At 54.7% G+C, this 15,019-nt stretch carries 19 protein-coding genes and 2 pseudogenes; all 21 read right to left on the bottom strand.

The annotated features are described in order from the left end of the window. Positions 1 to 3 precede the first annotated feature (3 nt). The gene (locus DVA43_RS24230; RefSeq protein ID WP_114317029.1) at positions 4 to 492 is read right to left on the bottom strand and encodes a DUF1833 family protein; all 489 of its coding nucleotides are present in this window, start codon (positions 490 to 492) and stop codon (positions 4 to 6) included. Then, positions 489 to 956, bottom strand: coding sequence for a hypothetical protein (locus DVA43_RS24225; RefSeq protein WP_114317028.1), 468 nt, complete (start codon positions 954 to 956; stop codon positions 489 to 491). The genes DVA43_RS24230 and DVA43_RS24225 overlap by 4 nt, the downstream gene beginning before the upstream one ends. Before the next feature lie 851 nt (positions 957 to 1,807). Then, a pseudogene (locus DVA43_RS25435) lies at positions 1,808 to 3,085 on the bottom strand (phage tail tape measure protein); the annotation flags it as partial. Positions 3,086 to 3,232: 147 nt separating this feature from the next. After that, positions 3,233 to 4,450, bottom strand: a pseudogene (locus DVA43_RS25430) (tape measure protein); the annotation flags it as partial. Positions 4,451 to 4,496: 46 nt separating this feature from the next. Then, complete coding sequence (locus DVA43_RS24215) at positions 4,497 to 4,832, bottom strand: zinc ribbon domain-containing protein (protein ID WP_114317026.1); 336 nt, start codon at positions 4,830 to 4,832, stop codon at positions 4,497 to 4,499. A gap of 55 nt (positions 4,833 to 4,887) precedes the next feature. After that, complete coding sequence (locus DVA43_RS24210) at positions 4,888 to 5,166, bottom strand: DUF4035 domain-containing protein (RefSeq protein WP_114317025.1); 279 nt, start codon at positions 5,164 to 5,166, stop codon at positions 4,888 to 4,890. Positions 5,167 to 5,174: 8 nt separating this feature from the next. After that, positions 5,175 to 5,561 (bottom strand): phage tail assembly chaperone, encoded by a 387-nt coding sequence (locus DVA43_RS24205; protein ID WP_114317024.1) that lies wholly within the window; start codon positions 5,559 to 5,561, stop codon positions 5,175 to 5,177. A gap of 34 nt (positions 5,562 to 5,595) precedes the next feature. Continuing rightward, positions 5,596 to 6,300, bottom strand: a complete 705-nt coding sequence (locus DVA43_RS24200; protein ID WP_114317023.1) for an immunoglobulin domain-containing protein — start codon at positions 6,298 to 6,300, stop codon at positions 5,596 to 5,598. 60 nt (positions 6,301 to 6,360) lie between these two features. Next, complete coding sequence (locus tag DVA43_RS24195; protein ID WP_085406911.1) at positions 6,361 to 6,690, bottom strand: DUF3168 domain-containing protein; 330 nt, start codon at positions 6,688 to 6,690, stop codon at positions 6,361 to 6,363. Beyond that, a complete protein-coding gene (locus DVA43_RS24190; protein WP_114317022.1) occupies positions 6,687 to 7,136 on the bottom strand; it encodes an HK97-gp10 family putative phage morphogenesis protein in 450 nt (149 codons plus the stop codon). Before DVA43_RS24190 ends, DVA43_RS24195 begins: the two co-directional genes overlap by 4 nt. Beyond that, entirely contained in the window at positions 7,133 to 7,474 is a 342-nt protein-coding gene (locus tag DVA43_RS24185; protein ID WP_114317021.1) for a phage head closure protein, read from the bottom strand. The genes DVA43_RS24190 and DVA43_RS24185 overlap by 4 nt, the downstream gene beginning before the upstream one ends. After that, complete coding sequence (locus tag DVA43_RS24180; protein ID WP_097455186.1) at positions 7,471 to 7,797, bottom strand: head-tail connector protein; 327 nt, start codon at positions 7,795 to 7,797, stop codon at positions 7,471 to 7,473. Before DVA43_RS24180 ends, DVA43_RS24185 begins: the two co-directional genes overlap by 4 nt. A 9-nt stretch (positions 7,798 to 7,806) precedes the next feature. Continuing rightward, a complete protein-coding gene (locus DVA43_RS24175; protein WP_114317020.1) occupies positions 7,807 to 7,992 on the bottom strand; it encodes a hypothetical protein in 186 nt (61 codons plus the stop codon). A gap of 52 nt (positions 7,993 to 8,044) precedes the next feature. Further along, entirely contained in the window at positions 8,045 to 9,265 is a 1,221-nt protein-coding gene (locus tag DVA43_RS24170) for a phage major capsid protein (RefSeq protein ID WP_114317019.1), read from the bottom strand. Between the two features lie 12 nt (positions 9,266 to 9,277). After that, the gene (locus DVA43_RS24165; protein ID WP_114317018.1) at positions 9,278 to 10,132 is read right to left on the bottom strand and encodes a head maturation protease, ClpP-related; all 855 of its coding nucleotides are present in this window, start codon (positions 10,130 to 10,132) and stop codon (positions 9,278 to 9,280) included. 8 nt (positions 10,133 to 10,140) lie between these two features. Further along, the gene (locus DVA43_RS24160; protein ID WP_114317017.1) at positions 10,141 to 11,445 is read right to left on the bottom strand and encodes a phage portal protein; all 1,305 of its coding nucleotides are present in this window, start codon (positions 11,443 to 11,445) and stop codon (positions 10,141 to 10,143) included. After that, complete coding sequence (locus DVA43_RS24155; protein ID WP_114317016.1) at positions 11,445 to 13,175, bottom strand: terminase large subunit; 1,731 nt, start codon at positions 13,173 to 13,175, stop codon at positions 11,445 to 11,447. The genes DVA43_RS24160 and DVA43_RS24155 overlap by 1 nt, the downstream gene beginning before the upstream one ends. Next, positions 13,172 to 13,642, bottom strand: a complete 471-nt coding sequence (locus DVA43_RS24150; RefSeq protein WP_114317015.1) for a phage terminase small subunit P27 family — start codon at positions 13,640 to 13,642, stop codon at positions 13,172 to 13,174. The genes DVA43_RS24155 and DVA43_RS24150 overlap by 4 nt, the downstream gene beginning before the upstream one ends. Before the next feature lie 162 nt (positions 13,643 to 13,804). After that, complete coding sequence (locus tag DVA43_RS24145) at positions 13,805 to 14,005, bottom strand: hypothetical protein (protein WP_032617619.1); 201 nt, start codon at positions 14,003 to 14,005, stop codon at positions 13,805 to 13,807. Further along, a complete protein-coding gene (locus DVA43_RS24140; RefSeq protein WP_114317014.1) occupies positions 14,002 to 14,352 on the bottom strand; it encodes an HNH endonuclease in 351 nt (116 codons plus the stop codon). Before DVA43_RS24140 ends, DVA43_RS24145 begins: the two co-directional genes overlap by 4 nt. Further along, positions 14,352 to 14,786 carry a hypothetical protein gene (locus DVA43_RS24135; protein WP_114317013.1) on the bottom strand — a complete coding sequence of 145 codons (435 nt, stop codon included), beginning with the start codon at positions 14,784 to 14,786 and terminating at the stop codon, positions 14,352 to 14,354. The genes DVA43_RS24140 and DVA43_RS24135 overlap by 1 nt, the downstream gene beginning before the upstream one ends. Positions 14,787 to 15,019 lie beyond the last annotated feature (233 nt).

Here is a 15,019-nt window from a genome sequence, read left to right as displayed (position 1 = left end):
TTCCTACTGCAGGTACCGAAGGCCCGGGAAGTCCGTCAGTGTGTATCGGTAGCGCGGCCACGAGGTATCGAGAATGTTCATGTAGCCAGCGGTGATCTGCACCTCTGTTGCGGTCCAAGACCCCTCTTTTATCGCCAGGGTGAACGGCGGCGCTGCGGGTGCAGACAGATCCGTGGAAACGTACCGACGGAACGTTAATGAAGCACTGGAAAGGTTATCAAGTGCATTGCGAATGGCAGTTGAAACCACGCCATCGATATTGCTGATGGCGAATTTTAGATCCTGCGTACCGTCGGAATTGCGCGCCGGCAGAGCCACGTCGATTGCCGATCCGGTAAATGTCGCCTCAACGCCTGTTTCAAGCGTAACAGTAATATCGTCCCAGCCGCGGGTCAGCCAGTAGCTCTGTCCTCCGACAGTGATCTGCAGCGTGTCCAGAATCACCTCATCACCGCCGGATGCGTAAAGTCGGTTGAGAACTACGCTGGTCATGCTTCGGGCCACTCCTTATTCAAAGCCAGATCGATAATATCCGACCCCGCCACCAGTTCAGGGAATAAACCCCATCCAGGCGGAAGCAATGGCCGCTCCCACAATTCAAGCTGCGCGCTGTATCGCCAGTACTTAGGTGAAACCAGCGTTGGTCCCTCGTATATGTCGGTGAACCTGCATTTGTAAGATTGCTGACAACCCATCGGCGTTTGCAGCCTCATCAAAAACCAGGCGGCACCATCCGTAAGCGCATCACGAAACCAGGCTTCAAAAAGCTGCGCCTGATTATGCTTCGTGAAAATCCAGTTCACGGTGGCAATGGTCGGTGTTGACGTATACTTGCGCCGCTGCCGGGCGCGGCCGGATGTGGTTTCAGTTCGCTGTAGGGGGCTGACAGGTTTGAAGCCATATCCATCCTGCAGCGGCATTGGCAGGTAATCATGTGGGTAGACAATATCTGCCATTATCCTCGTCTCCGGTTCGGATAAACGGACTGCAGCGCCCGGCCAAACTCATTGTCAGGTTTAACAACCTGAGCGGCCATTTCTTTACGAATCGTGGCCACCAGTTGGCGGTTGCGCTGGTCAAACGCCTGCAGCGTCGCGTCATCAGGTTTGCCGGTGAATGAATTTTGGATGTGAAAGGTTCCCCCGGCAGACGCCTGCCGGGACTGTTGCACCCTCTCCAGGGTCGCATCAAGCTTGGCTGAAGTGCTTGCGGTAACCACTCGCTCTCCTTTTTGCAGCAGCCAGGTCCCGGTTTCCGGAACCCGGTCAATTCCATCGTGTGCCATCCCAGCGAGCGACTGCCCGGCTATTAATGCCACTGATGCGTAACCGACAGCGCGGATTGCTGTCGCCGCAGGGATCCCCATAATGAGGCCGCCTTCCGCCATAGCCTTGGTTGCTGCAAGTTCAGTGTTGATCACCGCCTGCGCCATTGCTGCCGCCTTACTGGCAATAAACAGTGTCTTATAGGCAAGGCTACCTTCCTGTCCGATACCCTGCAGCAGCTGCGCCGACTGCCCTGCAAGATCAGAGAACATGGCCAGGCTGGCAGATGTATATCCCGCCTGGATATCCTCTAATTGCGAAGCATTCGTCTTGTTGATTTCAGCAACACGATCCGCATAGGTTTGCTCGTTAATCTCCTTCTGATCGAGCAACTCCTTCTGCATTTCAAGCTGTGTTTCGTACCACTTTTCCAGTTCTTTTTGCGCATCAGCGACTCGAACAAGTTCACCGCTGGCACCGCCGACGGATGAATCGATACCGCCAAATTTCGGGGCGTCCTGAACCGAAGCTTTCGATATGCGCTCCATCGTTTCGCGATATTGTTCTGTCGCAGGTGCTGCTTCGCGTAACAATTTAATGCGCTCGCGAGTGGTCTTTAGAAGCGCCTCCTCGGGCTTCAGCAGTTCTTGATTCAGGGATTTAAGGCGTTCGACAGCATTAAGATGATCAAGCGCGGCGGAGTTGCGCAGAAGCTCTGTCTTCTGAGTTTCAGACAAAGCCCCCAGTTCACCCTGGGTTACCTGATATTTGGTTTTAGCGAGCTCCGTACTCTGGCCAGCAAGCGCAAGCTGTTCCTGCTGCTGGCTAATGAGGCGCTTGTAAGACTCCTCAAGTTTTTCCGATGTCTTTTGCTCATCAGATTTGGGCATCTTTTTCTGAGGTTTGTTGGCTTCATTATTTCGCCATTCCAGCAGACCGTTATTAATCAACTCCTGACGGCCTGTCTGGAATTGTGGGTCACTGGTTAATCCCAGATCGTCGGCGGCATAACTGAGCCGTAAGCGCTCCTTTTCTTCACCCTTAAGGCGTGATAACTCCAAATCCCTACGGCTCTTTTCAAGTGCATCGGTTTGCTTTTTATCGAGATCGGCCTGAGGCAGCCTTAGCGGAACGTTAGCCAGCCCCTGACGGGCCATGAGGAGTTGGTTGCCCAGCCCCAGCAGTCGGTTAAATTCGTCATGCTGTCCATTCATTAACAGGAGAGATTGGTAAGCCCTGTTTTGATTAGCGGCCTCTTCTCGAATGAGCGTTACCCGTCGATGCTCAATTCCTTCAAGAACCTGTTGAATAGAAGCTGATTTCTCCTGCATCTGAGCCAGTCTTTCCTGCTCTACAGATAGCTGTTCTGTAGCAGTCGCTAGCCCCTGAGTAACAGTATGCAATGAGGTCAAGTGGTTAATCATGAAACCACCACTGGTAGTCGGACCAGGGTTACTGATCACGGACTGATAACCAGCTATCTGCTCTTTCAGGCTTTCAATCTTTCCTTTTTGTTCATCAATCAACCTGTTTTGTTCATTCAGTGCAGCACGAGTTTTCTCTGCATTATCTGAAGCTTCAGGCAGGGTCATTTCTCTCGACTTTTTGCTGACTTCATCTATCGTGCTGGCATAGTCCTGAGCAGAACGCCGAGCCTGTTCCTGATTTTGATACACCGCATACCATGCGCCGGCTCCAAGCATCACCAATCCCGGAATGCCGCCAATAAGTCCAAGAGCACCGCTTAAAAGGCGGGTACCCACAGATGTCACACTATTGAGATTACTTTGGGTGGTGACACGATTTGCAAGATTCCGGTCTCTTGCAGCCTCAGCAGCAGCCAAACGTCTTTCGGCGATAGCCTGAGCATCGGAATTTTTGGCTGCAACCAGGCCTGCCTGCGCACGCTCAAGAGCCGTTCTGGCTCTGACTTTTTCTGCGGCAGTACCACTGGAAAGCGCGGTAGTCAGCCTAGCCTGGGTTGCAGTGACTTTTGCTTCCGCTGCGGCGATTTTCTCTTGTTGAGCAGCCTGAACCTCTGAACTACGGGAACGGTGAACAGCTTGCTGGGCCCGATAAACTTCAGCTCTTGAGGCGGCAACAGCAGACTGAGCCGCTTTATCCTGTGCAACAGCAAGTGCAACTTCTGATTTGGCAGCAGAAATCAGTGCGCCGGTTGCACTCGTAGCACTGGTTGCCACTCCACTGAGATATCTTGCCAGACCAACACCAACAAGCGCACCAGCAACTGTTGTGATTGTTGACATATTGTCAGCGACGTCACTCAAAGCACCACTTACCGCTGAGGAAGTAAAAGAGTCTAGCGTCTGTGCGACGCTATCCAATCCGCCAGACAGCGCATCGGTAGCACCAGTGGCCTGGTTGACACCGCCAACCCAAGCCATGAATGAGTTGGTAACTTTTTGCAGTGAACCGGACACGGTTTGCGGCATGTTTGCAAATTCACCCTGCAATGAGCCCAACTGGCTCATAAGTGCAGGAACAACCTTATCAATAGTTAGCTGACCCTGATCAGCCATACTTTTCAGGTCTTTGCGAGCCACGCCCATTCCTGCGGCAAGTGCGCGTATCACGCGATCACCTGCTTCGTTAACGGCGTTAAATTCTTCTCCGCGAAGAACGCCTTGCGCAAGCGCCTGGCTGAATTGTGTGATAACAGAACTTGCTTCCTGGGTGTTTGCTCCTGAAAGTTTGAGTCCGGTTGAAACAGCCTCGGTAATTTTCAGGACTTCATCAGAGCTATACCCGTATTCGCGCATTGAAGCTGCTGCACGCGAAAAAAGGTTTGCGTTATCGGAAAATGCCGTGCCGGTTCGCTGGCTAATTTCCATTAACTGCCGCTGAGAGACTGCAAAATCATCAGCAGAAGATGATGCCTGTTTAAGGCGCGCATTTACAGAATTCCACTCGTCGGCAATCTGCACAAGCTTACCAGTTGCAAAAGCTGCCGTAGCGGCGGCGGCGGCCCTTCCTGCCGATGCAAATCCATCAGTTAGGTCGGATAATGCTCTTTCGCTTTCGCGCGCTGCGGCTGCGGATTGTCGACCGCCATTTTCCATGGTGCGGTAATAGTCCTGCCCCATGCGAGAGGCGCGGGAAATTTCCGTCTGGAATGATTGCGAGTTAGCGGAAATTTTGATTATTAACTCACGTAAGGTTGCCATTTAGTCTAACTCCAGACGTAAAAAAACCGCCGAAGCGGTTTTGTTGTTATTTTTTCCAGACCTTCTGCCTGGCCTCTTCGAGGTATTCTTCATCTGTCTTAGCCGGTGGTGAAGAGACAGCCAAATCACTACCACAGTGTTTACATTTAATGGCTTCGCTTTTGATTAACTCTGCGCAGAATGGACATTTCTTCATACCTTCGTTTTCAATAAGATCTTTTTCTTCTGCAACAACATCTTTTTTTATAACCAGAGAATGCACAAACGCAATAATAAAAAGGAGCGCTCCATACACCCACCAGGCGAAGAAAGAACGGCCTTTACTTTGAGCAATTAAAGCTGGAATTAATCCAATAACAATCGAAACTAGCAATATTTCCATTTTTAGCACCCCAGAATTATTAGTTGAAGAATCCTAATATTTTCTGGGTTAAAAGTCACTGAGTCGCGGCAGTAAGCGCCTCTTCAAGACCAGCAAAGGGGTCTTCAGGTGCTGATTGCTCGTCACCATCCCAGCGCAGGATTGCATCTTCCAGAGGCACCTTTACCCCCTGAGAACCGTAAACGGCAGAGACTATCTGTGCGGCCTGAATATCACCACGAACATCACCAACAGGGCTTTGCCTGTCGAACTCAATCCACATCAGAAGTTCGCTTGCCGTCATGCTCTGCCGAAGCTCTGAGAGCGTGCGCCCCATGCGGAGCGCAAGCGACATCAGGAACTTTACGCCAGGGGTTGAGACTTTTCCCGCGCTTCTTCCGCGTTATTGATCAGGTCAAGGGCCTGTTTAAGCAGGCGTGAATGCACGGGGCCGTAAATTTCGCGGACCTGCTCTTCTTCGTCGACGCTGAATACCGGTTGCTTATCGGTGTCGCACAGAACGTCAATGAAGAGAACCACGTCAGCGCAAAGATTACGGTGGGCCTTTTCAGATACAGACACATTTTCATCGTCAGCACCAACTTTCACTACTTCCTGCCAGCGCAGCCAGGCTTCGCCAGACGGCTCACGAAGAACAACTTCGACGCCTTCCCACTCAGGAACCGCCACCGTCTTATGACGAAAGCCTGACATCTTCGCCATGGCTAATTTTTTCAGATTTTGCGACATCTGTTATGCATGCCGGGCCAACCCGGCATCTCCATTAATTGACGGTAAGGGTACAAGTGGATGATGTAACTGTCTTAACCGGGGCAGAAGAATCAGTGACCACGCAGGTGTAATCTCCCGCATCACCCGAAACAGCGCTGGATTTATTGAATGTGTCAGATGTTTGCCCACTGATGGTGACACCACCTTTCTTCCAGGCATAGCTGTAGGGAAGTTTACCGCCAGCGGCGGCGACCGCCATACTGATCGGCGCCCCAACCGCTACAGATTGTGCGGCGGGCAAATCAGTGATCAGCTTAAGGGCCGGGTCAATAGGTACCGGCTTCCCCTTCAGACGCAGGGAGAACGTTGCTGCTACCACGCCGTTAGTACCGGAAGACCAGGTGTGCTGACGAACTTCTGCAAGGAACTTAAATCCATTGCCAGACGGAAAGATGATCTGGAACCCATAAGCCGTGTCGTTATCATACGCATCACGCAACGCATCCTGCGCAGCATTACGGTAAAAATTACCTGACAGTGAAATCTCCGAAGGGGCCGGGAGACCATTAACGTTCTCCTGCTCAGTGGAGCATAGCGTGGTGACGTCAATATCCTGTTTTTGCCCGCCGGTGAACTGCGCTTCTTTGAGAGTGCAGCTCAGATCGAGATAGACGGCGGTTTCCATTGCGTCTCTGGTCGTTGGCAGTGACGAAATAAGGATTTTCGTCAGCTGCGATTTTTCATAATACGAGGACATAATGATCTCCGGATATAAAAAAGCCGCCCGCAGGCGGCAGAGTTAATATGAAGGGTGGAGTTATTGCCAGATCTGAACTTCAAGCGTGGCCCGGTAAAGCCCGGTATCCGGCTCGTAGCCGTTAATCTCGTTCAGTCCGACAGGATGCAGATCGGCCAGAGCCGCTTTAACCTGATCACGTAGCGCCCGGGCATCATCAATCGACGAGGCCCAGGCATCAACCTGAACCGTGCTTGCTGTTTCTGCCGGACCGCAGAAAACATCCTCGCTGACTGAACCCGGGAGCAGATAAATCACCCACGGTGCCGTAGTACCCTGCGGCGCAACGTACGGAAAAACATTTCCGCCTGCCAGCGCACTGAGCCGCTGATAGATGTCAGCCTCTGTCATTTCGCCAGCACCTCATCAATGGCCTGATTCATGCGGGCCAGCGCTGCCTGCGTAGCCTCTTCCTGCCGGGTATCGAATGCCGGGCGAACGAAGGGGTGCGCAGGCATATTCGATGTACCGAGTTCAACGAAGCGCCAGTAAAAAGCGTTGCGCGGATTGCTGGCCTTCATTTTGTTGTCGCTGTTGCCGGTGTCCGGGTTAACGCCCCGGATATGCACGCCGGAAGCGATTTCGCCGCGGCGGCGTCCTTTCTGGGTCACCACCACCACGTTTTTTTTCATTTTGCCTGTTTTGACTGGCGCGAGATTCTCTACTTCTTCTTTCAGAACCTGAGCGCCCGCCCGGGTGGCATCACGCAAAACCTTGTTATTTTCTGCCCGGCTGAGCGTTTCCAGATCCTTAGCGATGTCGGCCAGGCCGGAGAAATCAAGACTCGTTGAGATCACTGCTTCACCCCCTTCTCACAAAGCAACTCCAGGCGGGTCCCGTTTTCGGCAGAAATAGCCGACTGAATGTCGTATATCTCGCCGTTACCGGTTGGAGGCAGATGAACGGCGCGCCAGCCTGTGGATACCAGAATGCCGGGATAGCGACGCATCCAGATCCGTGTTGTGGTGCTGCTTACCTCAGCCCCACCCTCTATCCTCTCTCGGCCGGACACGTCCGCGACCTCAGCACGCACTGAAGCCACATCCACCCAGCCAGTGGCAGGCTGCCCGGAAGGCAGGCGCCCAGACGCTGGCTTTTGTAACGTAACCCGGTGTCGTAGTCGTCCCGCTTTCATACACCATATATCCGGTAGGGTTGAAGAAGCGCTTCGGTGGAGAACGCAAGCGCAGAAGTTACGTTACCTACGTTTACAGCTTCACGGTTTGCGTACCAGTGACCGATAAGCAGCAGCATAGCCATTTCGATATCTTCGCCATAAAGCAACCGATCTGGGTCAGCAAGATAGTCAGGATCATCGGCAGTGTCATAAAGCCGGCGGCGGGTCCACGTTTCGACGTACCGCGCCGCAGCCTTAATACTGGTAGCGATCCAGATATCGTCTTCCGTAAAATCCTGCTCAATGTTGCAGTGGCGCTTAACCTGCTCTTTGGTCAGCATGCGCGCCCCTTACTTGCCTTTACCCTTGCCTTTCGGCTCAGGATCTTTTTCCGTATCCGGCTTCCTGGCGCCGGGCTCTTCGGCGTAACCGCGGTTTACAAGCTCGCGGCCGTGCTGCTCCAGCGTCTCGAACTCGGTGCCTTCGGTAAGCACGTTGCCTTCAAAGTAGATGGGCTTGATAGCGATCAGCTTCATGGCTGTCTCCTTTAAGGAAAAAGAAAAGCGGCCCGCAGGCCGCCATTAAGGTTTACGCACCGCCACCAGCAGCAGGCGCAGTGAAGGATCCGTAGATGAACGCTTCCGGCCGTTTAACCGCCAGCGCCAGACGCTCTTCGCAACGAATCGAGATCATGTTTTTCTCGAAGTCGTCGGCGTTCTCAGTGGAGATCACAACGTTAGCATCTTCACGGTCGAACAGCTGGGCCGCGGCGTTAAACGCACCAGTCAGGAACTTGCCCTGGAATGCAGCTGCTTCGGTCGCCACCACCGGCAGGCCCCACAGGGTTGGCCCGGTCAGGGCCGCCGGATTTGCCAGGATATAGCGACCCAGCGTGTCCTTGGTGAGTTCAATCTTCGCCCAGTCGATGAAGTGCAGGACGTGGCCGGAAGCCGGGAAGCGCGCCAGCTGCGCCTGCAGCATTGCGAGACGCAGATCATCGATGCCGTTCTGCTGTTCAACCGTAAAGGCAGCGTCGTATGCAGAAGCCTGCGGCACGATGCCTTTCAGGTGCGCGCCGGTACCGTCGCCAAAGAGAATTTCCTGCTCTTCCACATATTTCAGGCCGTAACGCATCTCAGCATCGATGGTGGACTGCAGCTGAGCGAAATCGTCCAGAATCTGCTTGGACGCTTTGAACATGTGCGCAATGGTGGTCACCGGGGTGATCTGCGTGGCGAACTGGATATCACTGTATGGCTTGGCGGTACCTTCAGGCACAACCTTCGCCGCATTGGTAAAGCCAGTCTGCTGCACCCAGAAGATGGCCGGCGCAGAGGTGCGGCCCGGGGCAATCAGATCACGGATGAAGAGACGCTGCTTCGGCGCGGTATCAATACCAGGCAGGCGCTGAGGCTCAACCACACCGGTTGCCACGTCAGTGGAGATCAGCGCAGCATTCACCGGAACGCTGACGCGCTTCCCGCCTTCAACGCTTGCCGCAAACGCTTTCAGCGCTTCACTGCTGATAACGGTCTGGCCGACGGTCTCGATCACTTTTGCAGCATTCGCCAGCGGCATCTGAGCAACCTGCTGCTCAAGCTCGCCGAGCGCCGCCTTAAGCGTTTTCTCAGCATCTTTCAGGGCATTAAATTCAACTGCCATTTTGTCGACAGTATCTTTGGTTGCCGCTGACAGCTCGCCGTTTTTCTTTGCCTCTTTCAGGGCTTCTTCTGCCTTGGCATTGAATTTGCCGGTCGCCTCTTCAATGCTGGCGCTAACTTTTTTCAGGATTTCATTTACATCAGACATAACATCTCCGTTTTACTGGGCAGCCGCTTTCAGGCCGCTGAGTGCGGCTTCCAGTCGGTCAATAGTTTCGTTTTCGATGGTGGTAGCGCTCGGCGTACCTTCAGGGGTGGCAGCAGCGCCTGGCTTGCTGCCGGATAAGGCTTTAAGAAGTTTTCGACGCTCAGATCGCGGCGTATTGCTTTTGGCCAGCAGGGCATCAAGCTTGCGCAGCGCAGCTGCCGGGCTGTCGTCATCGTCGGCAATTTCATCAGCTGAGAGAAGGCTGTCAGCAAAGCCCTTCTCCACTGCTTCACTGCCGCTGATATAGGTTTCGCCGTCCATCATCCTGTCGACGGTAGCGGCATCGAGACCGCTACGCGCCTGGTAGATATCGCTCATCGCTTTATCAAACGGCTCCATATCCGCGGCGATCTGTGCCAGGTCGTGACGGTTACCCATCGCATATACCCAGCAGTTATGGATCATCAGGAACGCGCCGCGGCCGATCTGCACATCGTCACCGGCCATCGCGATAACCGACGCAGCAGACGCTGCCAGGCCGAGAACCTTAACTGTGACTCTGCCTTCGTACTCACGCAGCAGGTTGTAAATCGCCAGGCCTTCGAACATGTCGCCGCCCGGGCTGTTGATGTTAACCGTAACGTCAGCGCCGCCGAGCGAGCGAAGCGCGCCAGCTATGCGGCTGGCCGTCACCCCCCCCCCCCAGTAATCAGCGCCGATCACGTCGAAGATAGAAATGCTGTTGTCACCGTCCCGGGCGGCGCGGATGCCTCCGTTCCAGCGCTCCATTGCCGCAGCCGGCAGATCAGGTTTTTCGCGCGCAAAAGGTCGCCCCTCCGGCGCAGCCGGAAGGCTTTTAATCGTCATGGATGCTCCTAAGCCGCCTGTTTCAGCGGTGACTGTTCGAAGGGAATATCGGGGAATACGTGGTTATGGACCTGCCGCAGCGCGAATGCCTGTGCGGCCTGGCTGTTCTGCTTAAGATCATCGAGCGGCGTCAGGTTGAGCTGCACCGTGTAAATATCGCCCCCCTCGATAGGTGGCATATTCTCCAGTCGGCGTACGTCATTGCGGGACATCCAGCCGTTCTGCAGCGCACTGGTGTAGTACGCCGCCCGGCCAGCGCTGTCTGCGCGCAGCAGCCCTTCTACAGAGAACTCGGCAAATAGGTCCTCTTCACCGTTCAGCAGGCAACGGGAGATCTCCTGCTCAATATTCACCAGCAGTGGGCGCAGCGTATGCGTCAGGAACTGGAGATTCATCCCCTCCAGGCTCGATGCCCAACTGCTTTGCTTCGAGGTATGCCCGACCATAAACGGTGGCACGCGGAACCAGCGGCAGATTTCCTCAATACTGAAAGAGCGGGACTCAAGCATCTGGGCCGCCTCTGGATTCATGGTGACATTCTGGTATTTCAGCCCGCCCTCAAGCACCATAATTTTCCCGGCGTTTTTGGAGCCAGTAAACGCCTGCATATACTTCCGAAGGCGTTCTCTCTGATCCTTATCAAGTGCTGCGTCAGCAGAGAGAAATCCTGAGCTTTGCAGACCGTTCTCGAAAATCTTGGCCGCGGACTCTTCAACTGCCATTGCCGCGCCGATCACGTCCCGGCCTGTCATCATCGGCATCATGCCGCAGACACCATCGAGTCCGAACCCGCGAATATGCATCAGGTTCTTTTCCTGTATAACGCGTTTCTTGCCGTCTTCGGTGTAGGTGTACTCAAGCCGGCCGGTGTCCAGCCGCTTCACCACCATGTTTTGTGGTAGTAGCGGCACCAGCGATACCAGCTTACTGCCGATAAAGAGCTTTTCGACGAACGCATTACCACGTAAACAGATGCTCGCCACCACCATCAGCATGAATCGGGATGGCGTCATCTCGAGGTTCGGACGGCGGCACAACACCTGATAAACAGGATGATCCTGCGCCAGCTTGCGCGACCCATCGGCCTGCCGGGTGTAAATTTTGACTGGTAATGTAGAAACCGACTCGCTGAGGAGCCGGACGCAGGACCAGACCGCTGAAAGCCGTATCGCTTTATCCGCTGTAACCGCTTTGCCACTGCTGCTTGTGCCGTACCACTCCTGCCATAACGTCCCGGTAGTCAGGCTGATGGGCACGCCCAGCCAGTTGAGCAAGGCGCTTTTTACCTTGCCCGGCTGCTTATTTTTATTCATCAGAAACCTACCATGATGGGATTTTCAAAGAAGCCGTTAAGATCCTGTCGGGTTTCCGGCAGCATGGCCCGGCCGATATCCATGATTAGGGCGGTGGCCCCGTCAATTTTATTCTCGCTGTGCTCTTTGATGGGCCGCACAACGTCATCGTTACCAGGCAGGTGCTTGCCCACCACGTTAGAAATACACCACGTCAGTATGGGATGGCCGTCATGGTGGAACCGCCCGGCTTCTATCGCCGCCTCAAGCTCCTTCATCGGGTCCGACATGTTGGTGTAGTTCTGGACGATGGTTATCGGGCTGAGCCCCTCATCGGCCAGATGGTGGGACAGGTTAGTGGCTCCGTGGGGATCAATGGCCGATTCCTCTACCGGGTTCTGCCGGTTGACCGCCTTCGCTTCCTCCAGGATGACGCGGTAGTCGATCTCTGCACCTTCGGTTACCTCCAGGTGGCCGGAATTCACCCACTTCTGGAAGCGTTCAGCAGTACGCTGATGATCGGTGTCGGTGCTGTATACCGTGTCATAGGGCACCCAGAATTTGGGTGCTATGCAGTAATAGTGCCGCTTGCCGTCAATATCACGAGTAAAGATCCGCACCATGCTGTTCATGTCGAGTTTTCGCGCCAGGTCGAACGCAAGATAGCAAGGCTGCCCCTCAAACTGCTCGAGCGTCAGCGTCTCATCCTCGCAGTTGCGCCAGCTGACCAGGTTGAAGTAAGCCGCCCGGGCTGATACCCAGATGTTCAGATGCTTGGTTTTGAAAACGTTGGCCTGCCGGGCGTTGTTCATGGCCCGCTTCTGCTGGCTCAGCAGGAAATCGCTGTAGACCGAAATCCCCATGTTGGGGTTCGCTTTGCGCAGCACCGCCGGATCGGTCCAGTCGTCACCCTCATCAACCGTGTAAATCACACCGAAGAGCTCATCGTTAGGTACCGTGCCGTTCAGCATTTCGATAACTTCCCGGCGCTTGTCGTAGCACGGCCCCTCAATGTTGTAGCCTGCGGTGGTGATGGCCCACATCAGCGGCTGACGCCGGGCGCCCATACCTGTCAGCATCGTGGTGTAGAGAGCATCGGTATCGTGCTCGTGGTATTCATCCACAATCGCGCAGCTCGGAGATGCTCCGTCGCCGGGGTTGCCGATCAGGGGTTCAAGGCGGGCACCGTCTTCCGGCCGGTTCATGTTGGAAGCGTTCACCTCCACGCCAAAGGCATCACAGAGCGCCGGGGTACGTTTACACATCAGGCGCGCCGGGCGGAATACTTCCCAGGCCTGCTTTTCCGTCGTGGCGCCCGAGTAAACCTCCGCGCCGAACTCGTCGTCACAGGTGAAGCAGAACAGCGCCACCCCGGCGGAGATTGCTGACTTACCATTCTTGCGCGGGATCTCGGTATAGACCTCACGGAACCGCCGCAACTTTGTACCCTTCCGCACCCAGCCGAACGCCGAGCAGACGATAAACAACTGCCACGGCTCCAGGGTGATGGGCATGCGTTTGAAGGCCCATTCGCCTTTCGTATGCGGCAGGAGCTGGATAAACTTTGCCGCCTTTTCTGCCAGGTCTTTATCGAACCGGTAGAGAAACTTCTTCGTTTTCTCTTTCGCCAGATCATCGAGATGCCGCTGGCACGCATCGATGACGTAGCGGCACGCCACAGTTTTCCCCCGGACGATGTCGCGGGCATACTGATTTGCGGCGTTCACGTTGGGGTAGGCTTTGCGTGTCATAGATTTTTAAAAGGATTATCCGACTGTTTTTTATTAGCCCCAATCAGGCGCTGCCTGCTGCTGGGGTCCAGCCCGAGCATGCCTCCGAAGGAGGCCATCTGCCGCATTGCTTCATTCAGCACGGTCAGCGCCGGGTTTTTGATCACACCGCCCATAGCGCCGGTTACGGTGATTCCATTTTTAGCAACGTCTACCTGCGCAGCGCGGGCGTTGGCATAGGCCACACAAAACATTTCGAGGTTGTGTAAATCCGTGGCGCACAAAACCTCCTGCGCACACAGCTCTTTAGAGACCATTCTCCACATTGTCGCAGCGGATTCGCTGAGCCACTCGGGCGGTTCAACGCCGGTTATGGGCGTGAAGGAAGGTTCTTCTTTATTGAGGGCGCGCTTACCCGGATTACCTGCCAGCAACTTCCGGGCGGTCGGCTTGGCGCGGCGTCCGGATCGGCCCGTCGCTCCAGCCATAGACGCTCCAGTTAAATTTTATATTTCGCGGGTGTAAAAATCTGACTGAGGCGGCGGTCCTTAGCAGGCAGGGGCCTGAACTTTCGACCCGCCCTCCCCTGTTGATTAGAATCGATATCATTCACCCGGAAATGATTGCATTTGAAATTATTTAGCTTTCATTCAGTCGAGGTGAAAGTCATCGCTGAGGTTGCGCCGCCGCGCGCTGCTGGCATTGTGCGGACAGGCGCTGGAGTTATGTCCTGATTGGCCGCAGTAACCGCAGCGCAGGTTCGCACGGCGGGCTGAACCTCCCCATGTCTTTGGGCAGTTCGCCACGGTGTGCAGCGTCGAGCCGCAGTAGGTGCAACGCGTATAGCTCATCGGGTTCTCTCCGTTGCGGTCTTGCGCTTGTGGCATGGCCAGCACAGCGATTCGAGATTGCTGTCGTCGTCTGTGCCGCCGTGAGCTTTCGGGATGATGTGGTCGACCGTTTCCGCAGGGCGTGGCCTGCCGTTGCGCAGGCACTGCTGGCAGATGTGTCGATCACGCTTAAGGATGCGGACGCGGATGATGTCCCACTTACTGCCGTAGCCACGCTGGTGGCGACTCAGGCCGCGCTGATGCTGCTGCCATCCTTCATTACGGTGGGTTTCGCAGTAGCCGGAACGGTCAGTGGTGGTGCCGGAGCACCCGCGCTTACGACAGGCGCGAGGGATTGCGGCTGGCATTAGCGCTTACCATAGAGCAGGCCACCGGGCTGTGTTGCGTTGCGGATAGCATCATGAACAGCCGATTTCAGGCTGTCGATTGATGCCGCCTGCCCGATCATCTCAGCCCTGAGGGATACAAACAGATCGCTGTTGCGCACAGCGTCCACCGCCGCTTCACGCATGTCTTCAGATAGCTCAACTCTGGCTGCATCTTTGCGTCCGGCCTGGATGCGTTGGATCGCATCTTTAATCTCCTCAGGCGTATACCCACCAGCAAACACGGTGTAGCGATCGCCTAAGAAAATAACGGGCACTTTCCCTTTTGAAGATGCACCATGGCTTTGCTCCCAGCAGTATTTTAAATGGTCAAGCTGGTCAGCAATAGCGTCCTGTATACGCAAGAGATAGCCGAACGATAAGCCCGCTAAAGGCTCCGACTTTTTATTGTCCATAGTTGTTTCCTTTTAGATGTGAGCCTGTCGTACGGGACAGCCGCATGAGAGAAGCGGATCCCCAAGCTCACGGCTGAAAGACTCTCTTTGTTGCGCGTACGAGGCGCATAAAAAAACCTCGCATAAACGAGGCTGTATTTTATCCCCTACAGGGTATAATTACGATTTATCCGCTAGAGGGGATATTAGTTTTTAAGCCATAAAAACCGCCCGGAGGCGGTTTTCAATAAACA

The sequence above is a fragment of the Leclercia sp. W6 genome, from assembly GCF_003336345.1.
GTDB lineage: Bacteria > Pseudomonadota > Gammaproteobacteria > Enterobacterales > Enterobacteriaceae > Enterobacter.
Note: the sequence above shows the minus strand (reverse complement) of the source record. Positions and strands in the feature narration are given on the sequence as shown.

Excerpts from the sequence above, each read along its gene's own strand:
- DVA43_RS24150 (WP_114317015.1), bottom strand. The coding sequence starts at position 13,642 with ATGGCTGGAGCGACGGGCCGATCCGGACGCCGCGCCAAGCCGACCGCC.
- DVA43_RS24200 (WP_114317023.1), bottom strand. The coding sequence starts at position 6,300 with ATGTCCTCGTATTATGAAAAATCGCAGCTGACGAAAATCCTTATTTCG.
- DVA43_RS24140 (WP_114317014.1), bottom strand. The coding sequence starts at position 14,352 with ATGCCAGCCGCAATCCCTCGCGCCTGTCGTAAGCGCGGGTGCTCCGGC.
- DVA43_RS24180 (WP_097455186.1), bottom strand. The coding sequence starts at position 7,797 with ATGCTGACCAAAGAGCAGGTTAAGCGCCACTGCAACATTGAGCAGGAT.
- DVA43_RS24165 (WP_114317018.1), bottom strand. The coding sequence starts at position 10,132 with ATGACGATTAAAAGCCTTCCGGCTGCGCCGGAGGGGCGACCTTTTGCG.
- DVA43_RS24160 (WP_114317017.1), bottom strand. The coding sequence starts at position 11,445 with ATGAATAAAAATAAGCAGCCGGGCAAGGTAAAAAGCGCCTTGCTCAAC.
- DVA43_RS24145 (WP_032617619.1), bottom strand. The coding sequence starts at position 14,005 with ATGAGCTATACGCGTTGCACCTACTGCGGCTCGACGCTGCACACCGTG.
- DVA43_RS24225 (WP_114317028.1), bottom strand. The coding sequence starts at position 956 with ATGGCAGATATTGTCTACCCACATGATTACCTGCCAATGCCGCTGCAG.
- DVA43_RS24230 (WP_114317029.1), bottom strand. The coding sequence starts at position 492 with ATGACCAGCGTAGTTCTCAACCGACTTTACGCATCCGGCGGTGATGAG.
- DVA43_RS24155 (WP_114317016.1), bottom strand. The coding sequence starts at position 13,175 with ATGACACGCAAAGCCTACCCCAACGTGAACGCCGCAAATCAGTATGCC.
- DVA43_RS24175 (WP_114317020.1), bottom strand. The coding sequence starts at position 7,992 with ATGAAGCTGATCGCTATCAAGCCCATCTACTTTGAAGGCAACGTGCTT.
- DVA43_RS24210 (WP_114317025.1), bottom strand. The coding sequence starts at position 5,166 with ATGTCGCTTGCGCTCCGCATGGGGCGCACGCTCTCAGAGCTTCGGCAG.
- DVA43_RS24205 (WP_114317024.1), bottom strand. The coding sequence starts at position 5,561 with ATGTCGCAAAATCTGAAAAAATTAGCCATGGCGAAGATGTCAGGCTTT.
- DVA43_RS24195 (WP_085406911.1), bottom strand. The coding sequence starts at position 6,690 with ATGACAGAGGCTGACATCTATCAGCGGCTCAGTGCGCTGGCAGGCGGA.
- DVA43_RS24185 (WP_114317021.1), bottom strand. The coding sequence starts at position 7,474 with ATGAAAGCGGGACGACTACGACACCGGGTTACGTTACAAAAGCCAGCG.
- DVA43_RS24135 (WP_114317013.1), bottom strand. The coding sequence starts at position 14,786 with ATGGACAATAAAAAGTCGGAGCCTTTAGCGGGCTTATCGTTCGGCTAT.
- DVA43_RS24215 (WP_114317026.1), bottom strand. The coding sequence starts at position 4,832 with ATGGAAATATTGCTAGTTTCGATTGTTATTGGATTAATTCCAGCTTTA.
- DVA43_RS24170 (WP_114317019.1), bottom strand. The coding sequence starts at position 9,265 with ATGTCTGATGTAAATGAAATCCTGAAAAAAGTTAGCGCCAGCATTGAA.